The following is an 11,932-nucleotide window of genomic DNA, read 5'->3' as shown; positions in this document are numbered from 1 at the left end:
CGTTATTCGACCAGACCCCGGTCGAATTCGCTTTGTACCCCGCTGTACTGAGAAGGACAGAATGAAACTCGAACTTCGCGGGATCACCAAGAAATTTGGTGCCTTTACCGCAAACGACCGGATCAACCTGGTGGTTGAGCCCGGTCAGATTCACTGCTTGCTCGGCGAAAATGGCGCCGGCAAGTCCACCCTGATGAACGTGCTCTACGGTCTGTATCAGGCCGACGGTGGCGAAATCCTGCTGGACGATGAGGTTCAGCAGTTTGCCGGTCCCGGCGACGCCATGCGCGCCGGCATCGGCATGGTGCACCAGCACTTCATGCTGGTGCCGGTCTTCACCGTCGCCGAGAACGTCATCCTGGGTCACGAGCAGGCCGGGTTCGCCGGTGTGCTCAAGATGAAGGAGGCGCGCGCCCGCGTGCGCGAGATCTCCGCACGCTTCGGATTCGATGTGGACCCCGACGCCCGAGTGGGAGACCTCCCGGTTGGTGTGCAGCAGCGTGTGGAAATCATCAAGGCGCTCTCCCAGGACGCCCGCGTGCTGGTCTTCGATGAGCCCACGGCCGTGCTGACCCCGCAGGAAACCGACGAACTGATGGCGATCATGCAGCAGCTGCGTGCCGAGGGACGCTCGATCGTATTCATCACCCACAAGCTGCGTGAGGTTCGCGAGGTGGCCGACGCCATCACCGTGATCCGCCTCGGCAAGATTGTGGGCGAGGCGGAACCGACCGCGAGCAACGCCGAGCTGGCCGCGCTGATGGTGGGCCGTTCGGTGGACCTCACCGTGCACAAGGAGCCCGCCAAGCCGGGCAACGAGGTGCTCAAGGTCTCCGGGCTGACGGTCATGGACGAGAACGGCCTCAAGGTTGTGAACGACGTGTCCTTCTCGCTGCGTCAGGGCGAGATCCTCGCCATCGCCGGCGTGCAGGGCAACGGCCAGACCGAACTCACCGAGGCGCTGCTGGGCCTCCAGCACAAGGTGTCCGGCAGCATCACGCTGAACGGCAGCGAGATCCTGGGCAGCAGCGTGCGTAGCATCCTGGATGCCGGCGTGGGCTTTGTCCCCGAGGACCGCAACCGGGACGGCCTGATCGCCGAGTTTACGATCGCCGAAAACCTGATGCTCGACCGCTCGACCGGTGCCCCCTTTGTGAAGGCCGGCAATGTGCAGCGCGAGTTCCGCGATGCCTTTGCCACCGAGAAGCGCACCGAGTTTGATATCCGTTCGGGCAGCATCACCTCGTTTGCGAGTGAGCTGTCCGGTGGTAACCAGCAGAAGGTTGTGCTGGCCCGCGAGCTCAGCCGCGACCTGGCCCTGTTTGTGGCCGCGCAGCCGACCCGCGGTATCGACGTGGGTTCGATCGAGTTTGTCCACAAGCGGATGGTCGCCACCCGTGACGCCGGCGTGCCGGTGATCGTGGTCTCGACCGAGCTGGACGAGGTGGTGGCCCTGGCTGACCGCATCGCCGTGATGTATCGGGGCGAGATCGTGGGCATCGTGCCCGCGAACACCCCGCGTGAGGTTCTCGGCCTGATGATGGCCGGCGAACGTCACGCCGAAGCAACCGACGCGAGCGCCGAGGTGACCGCGTGAACGAGGAGCCCATGAACCCCGAAAACGAGGCCGAGCAGCCCGCGACGCGCGCCGAGCGCCGCCGCCAGGAAGCCGAGAACGCCGAGGCACAGGCGCACGAAGCCACGCACGCCGACGAGATCGCCGAGGCGGTTCTCGCGGCGGCCTCCAGCGACGCGGTTCCCAGCGAGCCGATCTCCGGTGTGGATGCCGCCCCGACCGCCGCCCAACTGGCGGCCGCGGAGGCGCACCACCGACACGTGGAGGAGGTTGAGGATGCAATCCTCGCCGCCACCGAAACCGAGCCGGTCGCCTCCGAGGCAGCCTCCGCTCCCGTAGCCCCGGCTCCGGAAGCTGCCCCTGCAGCCAAGGCTGTGGGCAAGGCCGCGACCAAGGCACAGCAGAAGGCGGCGGCCAAGGCCGTTGCCGAGGGCGATGCCAAGCCCTCCGCCGATGAGCCGGCCACCAACCGCGTGCTGCGCGAGATCATGAACGGCCCGATCGTTCTGACGCTGCTGGCCGTGCTGGTCTCCTTCATCATCGGTGGCATCCTGATCGCGCTGACTAACAGCGACGTGCAGGAAACCGCCGGATACTTCTTCGCCCAGCCCGGAGACTTCTTTGGGGCCGTCTGGAGCTCGGTCTCCGGTGCGTACAGCTCGCTGTTCCAGGGTGCCATCTACAACTTCGGTCGGGATGACTTCGCCAGCGGTATTCGTCCGCTGACCGACACCCTGACCTACGCAACCCCGCTGATCGCGGCCGGTCTGGGTGTGGGCCTCGCCTTCCGCGTAGGCCTGTTCAACATCGGTGGTCGTGGCCAGATGCTGGTTGCCGCCGCTGCCGCCGGCTGGGTCGGATTCTCCTTCCCGATGCCGATGTGGATTCACCTGCCCGTTGCGATCCTCGCGGGTCTCGCGGCCGGTGCGATCTGGGGTGGAATCGTCGGATTCCTCAAGGCGCGCACCGGTGCGCACGAGGTGATCCTGACGATCATGCTCAACTACATCGCCTTCTACCTGATCTCCTTCATGCTGCGCACCCAGGGCCTGCTGCAGGCACCGGGTTCGGTCAACCCGAAGTCGCCGCCGATGCTGGAGACCGCGGTTCTGCCGGCGATCCTCGGACCGAACTACAAGCTGCACGCCGGCTTCATCATCGTGGTGCTCGCCACCGCGGGTGTGTGGTGGCTGCTGAACCGTTCGAGCACCGGATTCCGGTTCCGCGCGGTGGGTACCAACCCCAACGCCGCACTGGTTGCCGGTGTCAACGTCAAGTCCACCTACGTGTGGGCGATGGCTCTGGCCGGTGGACTGGTTGGTCTGGCCGGTGTGATGCAGATCCTCGGTACCACCCCGGATGGCCTGACCTCCGGCATCGATGCCGGTATCGGTTTCGATGCGATCACCGTGGCCCTGCTGGGTCGCTCGCGTCCGTGGGGCATCTTCGCCGCCGGTATCCTCTTTGGTGCCTTCAAGGCCGGTGGATTCGCCATGCAGGCCGCCGAGGGTGTCTCGGTGGACATCGTGGGTGTGGTTCAGTCCCTCATCGTGCTGTTCATCGCCGCCCCGCCGCTGATCCGCGCCATCTTCTTCATCCCCTCGGCCGACGGCAAGCTCAAGCGCCGTCCGCTGCGTCGCAACTCTAAGGCGGTTTCGGCATGAGCGCACACAACGACAACACCCGGGTCGTGACTCCCGCGGCCGATGCCGCGATCAGTGAGGTCCTGGAAAAGAAGGAGCTGCGCAGCTGGAAGGCCGCGATCGCGCTGGCCGTGTTCAGCGTCGTGTCGATCCTGCTGTTTGTGGTCTTCCCGCGTGAGGGAAAGACCGGCTTCCGCTGGTCGAACCCCGATGACATGATCAGCCTGCCGACCTGGGAAACCGACGCCGCCGTCACCGGCCGCGTGGTCACCGTACTGCTGATTGTCCTCACCGCCCTGGTCATCTGGGCAACCCTGAAGACCGGCACCCTGATCCCGCGCACCCGCCGTATCATCGTCACCGCCTCGGTGGTTGTGTTCGCGGTGGCCTTCATGGTGGCCTTCCTGGCCTGGGCCATGGTGGGCAACAATGTGCCGGTCACCGGTCTGCTGCTGGGAACCGTGAGCCTCAGCGTGCCGCTGATCTTCGGTGCGATGGGTGGTGTGATCTCCGAGCGTGTGGGTGTGGTCAACGTCGCCATCGAGGGCCAGCTGCTGGCCGGTGCGTTCTGCTCGGCCATGGTTGCCTCGCTGACCGGCAGCCCCTGGGTTGGTCTGGTCGCCGCAATGGTCGCCGGTGTGCTGGTGAGCTTTGTGCTCGCCGCCTTCGCGATCAAGTACCTGGTGGACCAGGTCATCGTCGGTGTGGTGCTGAACGTGCTGGTCACCGGCCTCACCTCGTTCCTCTACTCCTCGGTTCTGACCAAGGACGCCGCGACGCTGAACACCGCTCCGCGTCTGGCTCCGGTGGCGATTCCCGGCCTGAGCGAGATTCCGGTCATCGGACCGGTGCTGTTCAACCAGTCGGCCCTCGTCTACGTCATGTACGTGGTGGTGGCCCTGGTCTTCCTCGGCCTGTTCAAGACCCGCTGGGGTCTGCGCCTGCGCGCCGTGGGTGAGCACCCCAAGGCCGCCGACACCGTGGGTATCAACGTGGCTCGTACCCGGTTCTGGAACGTCTCGCTGGCCGGTGCAATCGCCGGTCTGGGTGGTGCCTACTTCACCCTGGTGTCGGTGGGCTCGTTCCAGAAGGAAATGGTTGCCGGTGCCGGATTCATCGCCCTTGCGGCCGTGATCTTCGGTCGCTGGGACCCGATCCGCGCGACCCTGGCCGCGCTGCTGTTCGGGTTTGCCTCGAACCTGCAGAACGTGCTGGCAGCGGTGGGATCCCCGGTTCCCAGCGAGTTCATGCTCATGCTGCCCTACGTGGTGACCATCCTGGCGGTGGCCGGTCTCGTGGGCCAATCGGTGGGCCCGGCCGCGTCCGGCAAGCCCTACATTAAGGGATAGTCATGTCTGACGCTATTGACTGGGATGCCCTGCACGCACACGCGGTGGCGGCGATGGAACGCTCCTACAGCCCGTATTCGAAGTTCCCGGTGGGTGCCGCGGCCATCACCGATGGTGGCCGGATCGTCTCCGGCTGCAACATCGAGAACGCCAGCTACGGGGTGACCCTGTGTGCCGAGTGCTCGCTGGTCTCCGACCTGATCATGGGCGGTGGCGGCAAGCTTGTCGCGTTCGCCTGTGTGGACGGAAACGGCGCGGTTCTGATGCCCTGCGGTCGCTGCCGGCAGCTGCTGTTTGAGCACTCTGCCGAGGGTATGCTGCTGAACACCCTTTCGGGGATTCGCACGATCGACGAGGTTCTGCCCGACGCGTTCGGGCCGCGCACCCTGGTTGAGTACGCCGGCGAATAGCCACCCAGTTTCACCATAATTTCACAGTGCCTCCAGCGGCGATCCGACATAATCGGGTCGCCGCTGTGTGGCATCCGGGCCGAAATAATCGGCACAAATAGAGGAGCGAAGATGACCATCAACAACGCCGTAGAGGCCTTCGACGCGGTAGACCTGATTCGCCAGAAGCGAGATTCGGGCACCCTGAGCACCGCCCAGATCGACTGGCTGGTGGATGCGTTCACCCGCGGCTATGTGGGGCAGGAGCAGATGGCCGCGATGGCCATGGCGATCTTCCTGAACGGCATGGACCGCACCGAGATTCGCGATCTCACCCACGCGATGATCAACTCGGGGGAGCGGATGAGCTTCGAGGGTCTGGGTAAGGTCACCACCGATAAGCACTCGACCGGGGGAGTCGGTGACAAGATCACCCTTCCGCTGATGCCGCTGGTGGCCAGCTTCGGCGTGGCCGTCCCGCAGCTCTCGGGTCGTGGCCTTGGTCACACCGGCGGGACCCTGGACAAGCTTGAGGCGATCCCCGGCTGGCGAGCCGACCTTGAGCCCGAAGAGATGATCCGCTTGCTGCGCGAGGTGGGTGGTGTGATCTGCGCCGCCGGTGCCGACCTCGCCCCGGCCGATAAGAAGCTGTACGCACTGCGCGATATCACCGGAACCGTGGACTCGATCCCGCTGATCGCCTCGAGCATCATGTCCAAGAAGATCGCCGAGGGTACCGCCTCGCTGGTGCTGGACGTGAAGTTCGGCGGCGGCGCATTCATGCGCGACTTCGATCGCGCGCGTGAGCTGGCCCAGACGATGGTGGACCTCGGCCGTGACTCGGGTGTGAACACCACCGCGCTGCTGACCCGGATGGACACCCCGCTGGGCCTGGCGATCGGAAACGCCAACGAGGTGCGCGAGTCGATCGAGGTACTGGCCGGCGGCGGCCCCGCCGACATCGTGGAGCTGACCATCGCGCTGGCCAAGGAAATGCTGGCCCTCGCCGGTCAGCCCGACGCCGATGTGGAGGCCGCGCTGCGCGATGGCCGGGCGATGGATACCTGGCGCGCATTTGTTGCCGGTCAGGGCGGGGACCCGGATGCGGCTCTGCCCGTGGCCAACGAAACCCACACCGTATACGCCGAAACCGCCGGTGTGTTGACCCGGCAGGACGCGCTGCCGTTCGGCATCGCCGCCTGGCGCCTGGGTGCCGGACGCGCCCGCGCCCAGGATCCGGTGCAGCACGCGGCCGGCGTGGACCTGCACGCCAAGCCCGGCGACACCGTGCAGGTGGGCGACCCGCTGTTCACCCTCTCCGCCGACGAGCCCGCCCGCTTCGCCCGCGCGCTCGAGGCGATCGACGGCGCCTTCGAAATTTCCGCCGACGCCACCGGCTGGACCCCGCCTGCGCTGATCGCCGAGAAGATCGGGTAGCGCTACCTCCCACACCCTTCGGATCGGACCCGGCCGCCGTCCACATCGCTGAATGCGACGTGGACGGCGGCCTTTTGCGGCGGTACGACCGCCCCGATTGTGTGGGGGATAAGGCCGCCTTCACCGTGGTGTCGAGATGCGCAGTGAGTTTCAGAGTGTCTGTGTTTGGCGGAGTTTTGCGCGCTTCCTGGTCTGACGCGGCACGGGCGACGCACGCGGTCCGGGGCGACGGGACGCTAGTATAGCTCCCGCGCGCAGGGCTACCGTGAGTAGGGACAGCCTGCCAGTATGATGCAAGTGTCTAGAGTGCGGATGGAAGCGGGGGTTCGATGGCGGCCAAGTATAGTTTGCAGCCGAATGAGGTGGTGTTCCTCAAAGATGAGAGTGTCATGCACGGCGGCTTCTGGTCGGCATACACCGACGAATTGATGCTCACAAACTTGAACCTCGTACTGATCAAGAAGGGCTTGTTCGGCAATTCGAAGGGGATTACAACGTTTCCGGTGAATCAGATCAAGGTCTACAACCAGCAAGCGCAGGCAGTGATTGGCAAAGCCACGAATGGCTCAGACCTGTTAGAAGTGTATTTCCTGAATGGGCAGGAAAAGTTCGCTTTCCAGTCGGGGGGCAAGAAGAAGCTCACCGAGTGGATCGCCAAGATCCACCAGGCAGTCACAGGCGAGGAAGCACCTGCACCGCAAAACACGGGGAGGGCTTTGCCCGGTGCAGAGATGGTCGCTGGAGTTCTCAAGGACACTCTGGACGTATTTAAGTCCAAGCTCGCCACCAAGCCCGCGACGCCGATGAAGGTCGCGGGAAAGTGCCGCGGTTGCGGTGCTCCAATGGCGGGCGTCCAGGGGCAAACAATCATCTGTAGCTACTGCGACTCTGCGCAGCAATTGTGAACGCCACGTAGGAGGAAACAAAGATGGGAATCATTCAGGCGTTCACTGGCGCTCTCGGTGGCACCTTCGCGGATCAGTGGAAGGACATCATCACCACCGGGCCTTTCACGGAGCACACGGTGGTCTCGCCGGGTGTTTATCAGCAGACGAACACCGGGCGTGGAACGAATTTCAGGGGCTCGGCCGATGTTATTTCCAATGGCTCGAAGATCTTGGTTCCCGAGAACACCGCTGCCTTCATCTTCAGCCAGGCCGGCATCGAGGATGTTGTTACCCAGGCCGGTGGGTACGAATACCGGGCGGGCCAGCCGAGCATGTTTGCCGGTGACGGATTCACTTCTTCAATTGTGAGGCAGACCGTCGACCGCGTCGGCTACGGCGGTCAGACTTCGGATCTGAAGTATCTTGCTTTTGTTAACCTGCGCGAGATACGTGGCCTCAAGTTCGGCACGCGCGGTCCGATGGTTTATCACGACAGGTTCTACGGTGCCGATCTGGAGCTTTTGTCGTTCGGCACGTTCTCCCTTCGAGTCGTCAATGCCGTCACATTCGTTCGGAACTTTCTCCCCGCGAACGCGCGCTACTATGCATTTGACGGCCCTGAGGCACGCCGGCAGATTTCCTCCGAGTTCATGCAGGCATTTCTCGTCGCGGTCAACTCACTCTCGGCAACTCATCGCATTTCTGAGCTGCCCTCACAGGCCGGGGCAATCGCGGAGCTGATTGCTGACGATGACTCGGCGCTTGGCTCCTGGATCACGCGGTATGGACTTGATGTGGTCCAGGTCGGTATCGAAAGCATCGAGTTCTCGCCCGAATCCCGAGAACTGGTTAACCGGTACTCGGCGAACAAGATGAACGTCTCGGCTTTCGAGGGCGTCTCGCAGCAGGCTTCTAACGTGGCTGCGCAGATGAAGGTTGCTCAGGGTGTTCAGGACCACGGTCTCGGAGATGGCGGCGGGATGCTGATGGGAATGAATCTTGCACAGGCAATCAACCCGCTGACAGCCGCGCCAGTCGTCGCTCCAAGTGCGCCCGCAGCGAGTCTTTCCCTGGACGAACAGATCGAAATAGTCAAGAAGTTGAAGGATCTGGTTGACGCTGGGGTGTTGTCTCAGGATGAGTTCAACGCAAAGAAGAAGCAGGTCATGGGTCTCTGACGGAGGGTGTGCATGGGGGCGAGGCGTCATAGTCCAGTGTTCGAGAACGGATTCAGGCCCTCTGCCCCGGGCGTGGCAGAGTCGATACGCGGTGTCGTCGGCCAGTGGACAAACGCATTCCGAAGTCACCCCGTAACACAACCCCAAAACGGCGGGTCTCGGTGGGGACGTTAGGGCGCGCGCAAGTAGACTGAGCGGGTGACTAACACTACTATTCCCTCGCTTGATGGTGTCGACCTTTCTCGGTTGCCCAAGGTTTCGCTGCACGATCACCTCGACGGCGGCCTGCGTCCCCAGACCATCATCGACCTCGCTCGCGAGATCGATCTTGAACTCCCCGCCGACAACGCCGAAGACCTCGGCCAGTGGTTCCTGGACCAGTGCAACGCCGGCAACCTGGTTGACTACCTGAAGACCTTCGACCTGTCCACCGCCGTGATGCAGACCGAAGCCGGCCTGCGCCGAGTCGCACACGAATTTGTGCTGGATCTCGCCGCCGACGGCGTCATCTACGGTGAGATCCGCTGGGCACCCGAACAGCACCTGACCCGCGGCCTGACCCTGGACCAGGTTGTTGAGGCCGTGCAGGCCGGTCTGGAAGCCGGCGTCACCGAGGTGCGCGAGTCCGGCCGTGAGATCGAGGTGGGTCAGCTGATCACCGCGATGCGTCACGCCGACCGTGCGCTGGAGATCGCCGAACTGGCCGTGCGTCACCGCGACCGCGGCGTCTCGGGCTTCGACATCGCGGGAGCCGAAGACGGCTTCCTGCCCTCGCGCCACCGCGCGGCCTTTGACTACCTGGCCGCCAACTTCTTCCCGGTGACCGTGCACGCCGGTGAGGCCGCCGGCCTGGACTCGATCACCTCGGCGATCATCGATGGTCGCGCCCTGCGTCTGGGCCACGGTGTGCGCCTGGCCGAGGATGTCACCGTTGAGCGCAGCGATGACGACGAGGTCTATGTGAACATCGGACGCCTGTCCGAGTGGGTCAAGGATCGCGAGATCGTGCTCGAGCTGAGCCCCTCCTCGAACCTGCAGACCGGCGCCATCGCCGCCTGGGGTGAGGACCTTGCCGACCACCCGTTCGACATGCTGCACCAGCTGGGCTTCCGGGTGAGCGTCAACGTGGACAACCGCACGATGAGCGGCACCTCGCTGACTCGCGAACTGGGACTGCTGGTAGAAACCTTCGGCTATGACCTCGATGACCTGGAGACCTTCCAGCTCAACGCCGCCGCCGGTGCCTTCCTGCCGCTGGAAGACCGTGAGTACCTGGTCGAGCAGATTCAGGCCGGCTTCGACGCCGTTCGCGGATAGGTCCGATACGCCATAAATGGCGGCCGTTGTCACTGCGGTGACGACGGCCGCCACCGTATTTAACGCCGCGAGTGGTAACAGCGCTCAACGGTGTGAGGCCAACCACTCAGAGACGGCACCATTCGCCCTAACGATCAATTCCTGGAAACCTCAATCCGACTGATCGCCGCTCGCGGACTCAGCTATGGCGCGCACGTGGAGATCTCCGCGGGCCGCTGGCTCAGGTGCTTGCGGATGAACTCGTTCAGCTGGAGCAGATCCAGTGGGGTATCGACGAGTTCACCCTGTTGCTGTTTGGCATCGACCCACGGACCGAGTCCCACCTGTTCCTCTATGGCGACTCGGGTTCGGGAAAGTCGACGATGCTGCGCGGCTATATCCACGAGATCATGCGACGCTATGAGCCGGGCAAGGCACGCATCTTTATGATCGACTATCGTCGTGCCAATCTCGGTGAAATCCCCGCCGATTATCTGGGCGCCTACATGACCGGACATGAGCAAACCACCGACTCGATCGCGTAGTTGGTGGACTTCTTCCGTACGCCCCGGACCCGAGTGGTCCGGGGCCTGCGGCGTTGCGGGATGCGACAGGACTTCTATCGAAATCATCACATCCGTTCTTTTGCGGCTGGTCAAGGCCCTACTGTGGTAGCGGCTGGGTGACTTCGTCGAAATCCTCCGGTCGCATTTTTGAACATCGCACGCACCCCGGCAGCATCCGGGTGACCGTGGCGGACAAGGGGAACAACATGAAGAAGAACACGATGTCGCGCCGTCTGATGCGCGGGGGACTGGGCGTGGCGTTGGCGCTGAGCGCGGCGCTGACCATGAGCGCGTGCTCGGTCCTGGAGGATATCGCCAGCAGCGGGAAGACCCCCGTTCGCGACGATCAGGGATCGGTAGTCGAGGGGGGCAAGCAGGATGTGTTCACCATTAAGGTGGGCGACTGCGTCAACGTGCCCAACGGGGACACGGTGAGTGACCTGAAGGTCATCCCCTGTGATGCCGAGCACGATGCCGAGCTGTACTACGAGCACGAGATCACCCAGGACGACCTCGGCGCCGTGGACATTGAGGACGGATACCCCGGGGAGGACGCCGTGCACGAGGTGGCCGCGCGTGCCTGTGAGTCACGTTTCACCGACTATGTCGGGGTGGACTATGAAACCTCGGCCCTGGACTACGACTGGTTCTACCCGACCGAAGATGGCTGGGACGCCATCGACGACCGCACCATCCAGTGCTTCCTCTTTGATGGGGAAAGCGAAAAGCTTACCGGCGCCCTTGCCGGTTCCGGACGCTAACCCGCACACAGCACCACACGCCCGCCCGGCACTTTCGGGCGGGCGTGTGGTGTCTCAGGCGATAGGCTGGAGGCATGACAGTCCGGATCAACCCGAGTATTCTTTCCGCCGATTTTGTAAACATGCAGGCGGATCTTGAGCGCATTGCCAACGCCGATTTTGTGCACGTCGATGTGATGGATAACCACTTCGTGCCTAACCTGACCTTTGGGCCGCAGATGGTGCGTCGCATCCAGGATGTGTCGCCGGTTCCGCTGGATATCCACCTGATGATCAGCGATGCAGACCGTACGGCCCCCGAATATGCCGAGATCGGCGCGGCCTCGGTGACCTTCCACGCCGAGGCTGCCGAGAACCCCATTGCGCTGGCTCGTCGTCTTCGTGAGATCGGCTCGCGGGCGGGAATCGCGCTCAAGCCCGGCACCCCGATTGAGCCCTACCTGGAGCACCTGGACGAATTTGATCAGATTCTCATCATGACCGTGGAGCCCGGGTTCGGTGGACAATCGTTCATGGCGGACATGATGCCCAAGCTGGCAACGCTGTCGGCCGAGGCCAAGCGCCGCGGATCCAACGTCTGGCTGCAGGTGGATGGCGGCATCGCCGAGGCCACCATCGCGCAGGCCGCCGAGGCCGGAGCGGATACCTTTGTGGCCGGGTCGGCCGTCTACGGGGCGCAGAGCCCCGCGCTGGCGATCGATTCGCTGCGTGACCTGGCCGCCGCCCACCGTCACTAGCGTCGAGGAAGCGGGCGTACCGGTGTTTGGTCCTGCACCGGTGTGCCCAAAATCCGGGCATATTCCCGCCCGAATCCGGGCCCCACGGTCTTCGTGGGGCCCGGGCACCTAGT

General features: G+C 63.8%; 11 protein-coding genes. All 11 read left to right on the top strand.

The window, feature by feature from the left end; all coding sequences use genetic code 11:
- The first annotated feature begins 61 nt into the window (after nt 1-61).
- The 11 genes from M2390_RS06945 (at nt 62) to rpe (ending at nt 11,819) form a co-directional block, all read left to right on the top strand.
- Nucleotides 62-1,597: an ABC transporter ATP-binding protein gene (locus tag M2390_RS06945; protein ID WP_259177757.1), complete on the top strand. Its 1,536-nt coding sequence runs from the start codon at nt 62-64 to the stop codon at nt 1,595-1,597.
- A complete protein-coding gene (locus M2390_RS06940) occupies nt 1,594-3,240 on the top strand; it encodes an ABC transporter permease (RefSeq protein WP_310503968.1) in 1,647 nt (548 codons plus the stop codon). The genes M2390_RS06945 and M2390_RS06940 overlap by 4 nt, the downstream gene beginning before the upstream one ends.
- Nucleotides 3,237-4,568 carry an ABC transporter permease gene (locus M2390_RS06935; protein WP_121688575.1) on the top strand — a complete coding sequence of 444 codons (1,332 nt, stop codon included), beginning with the start codon at nt 3,237-3,239 and terminating at the stop codon, nt 4,566-4,568. Before M2390_RS06940 ends, M2390_RS06935 begins: the two co-directional genes overlap by 4 nt.
- A gap of 2 nt (nt 4,569-4,570) precedes the next feature.
- Complete coding sequence (locus M2390_RS06930; protein WP_259177756.1) at nt 4,571-4,978, top strand: cytidine deaminase; 408 nt, start codon at nt 4,571-4,573, stop codon at nt 4,976-4,978.
- A gap of 111 nt (nt 4,979-5,089) precedes the next feature.
- On the top strand, nt 5,090-6,394 hold the full coding sequence (locus M2390_RS06925) for a thymidine phosphorylase (RefSeq protein WP_259177755.1): 1,305 nt from the start codon (nt 5,090-5,092) through the stop codon (nt 6,392-6,394).
- Between the two features lie 329 nt (nt 6,395-6,723).
- The gene (locus M2390_RS06920) at nt 6,724-7,299 is read left to right on the top strand and encodes a hypothetical protein (RefSeq protein ID WP_259177754.1); all 576 of its coding nucleotides are present in this window, start codon (nt 6,724-6,726) and stop codon (nt 7,297-7,299) included.
- 23 nt (nt 7,300-7,322) lie between these two features.
- The gene (locus M2390_RS06915; protein WP_259177753.1) at nt 7,323-8,459 is read left to right on the top strand and encodes an SPFH domain-containing protein; all 1,137 of its coding nucleotides are present in this window, start codon (nt 7,323-7,325) and stop codon (nt 8,457-8,459) included.
- Between the two features lie 198 nt (nt 8,460-8,657).
- The gene (locus M2390_RS06910) at nt 8,658-9,776 is read left to right on the top strand and encodes an adenosine deaminase (protein WP_121688583.1); all 1,119 of its coding nucleotides are present in this window, start codon (nt 8,658-8,660) and stop codon (nt 9,774-9,776) included.
- Nucleotides 9,777-9,913: 137 nt separating this feature from the next.
- A complete protein-coding gene (locus tag M2390_RS06905; RefSeq protein ID WP_259177784.1) occupies nt 9,914-10,300 on the top strand; it encodes an FtsK/SpoIIIE domain-containing protein in 387 nt (128 codons plus the stop codon).
- Between the two features lie 227 nt (nt 10,301-10,527).
- The gene (locus M2390_RS06900) at nt 10,528-11,082 is read left to right on the top strand and encodes a septum formation family protein (RefSeq protein WP_259177752.1); all 555 of its coding nucleotides are present in this window, start codon (nt 10,528-10,530) and stop codon (nt 11,080-11,082) included.
- 74 nt (nt 11,083-11,156) lie between these two features.
- A complete protein-coding gene (rpe, locus tag M2390_RS06895; RefSeq protein WP_259177751.1) occupies nt 11,157-11,819 on the top strand; it encodes a ribulose-phosphate 3-epimerase in 663 nt (220 codons plus the stop codon).
- Nucleotides 11,820-11,932 lie beyond the last annotated feature (113 nt).

The sequence above is a fragment of the Mycetocola sp. BIGb0189 genome (assembly GCF_024810155.1).
Taxonomy (GTDB): Bacteria; Actinomycetota; Actinomycetes; order Actinomycetales; family Microbacteriaceae; genus Mycetocola; species Mycetocola lacteus.
Note: the sequence above shows the minus strand (reverse complement) of the source record. Positions and strands in the feature narration are given on the sequence as shown.

Excerpts from the sequence above, each read along its gene's own strand:
- M2390_RS06945 (WP_259177757.1), top strand. The coding sequence starts at position 62 with ATGAAACTCGAACTTCGCGGGATCACCAAGAAATTTGGTGCCTTTACC.
- M2390_RS06935 (WP_121688575.1), top strand. The coding sequence starts at position 3,237 with ATGAGCGCACACAACGACAACACCCGGGTCGTGACTCCCGCGGCCGAT.
- M2390_RS06930 (WP_259177756.1), top strand. The coding sequence starts at position 4,571 with ATGTCTGACGCTATTGACTGGGATGCCCTGCACGCACACGCGGTGGCG.
- M2390_RS06925 (WP_259177755.1), top strand. The coding sequence starts at position 5,090 with ATGACCATCAACAACGCCGTAGAGGCCTTCGACGCGGTAGACCTGATT.
- M2390_RS06920 (WP_259177754.1), top strand. The coding sequence starts at position 6,724 with ATGGCGGCCAAGTATAGTTTGCAGCCGAATGAGGTGGTGTTCCTCAAA.
- M2390_RS06915 (WP_259177753.1), top strand. The coding sequence starts at position 7,323 with ATGGGAATCATTCAGGCGTTCACTGGCGCTCTCGGTGGCACCTTCGCG.
- M2390_RS06900 (WP_259177752.1), top strand. The coding sequence starts at position 10,528 with ATGAAGAAGAACACGATGTCGCGCCGTCTGATGCGCGGGGGACTGGGC.
- rpe (WP_259177751.1), top strand. The coding sequence starts at position 11,157 with ATGACAGTCCGGATCAACCCGAGTATTCTTTCCGCCGATTTTGTAAAC.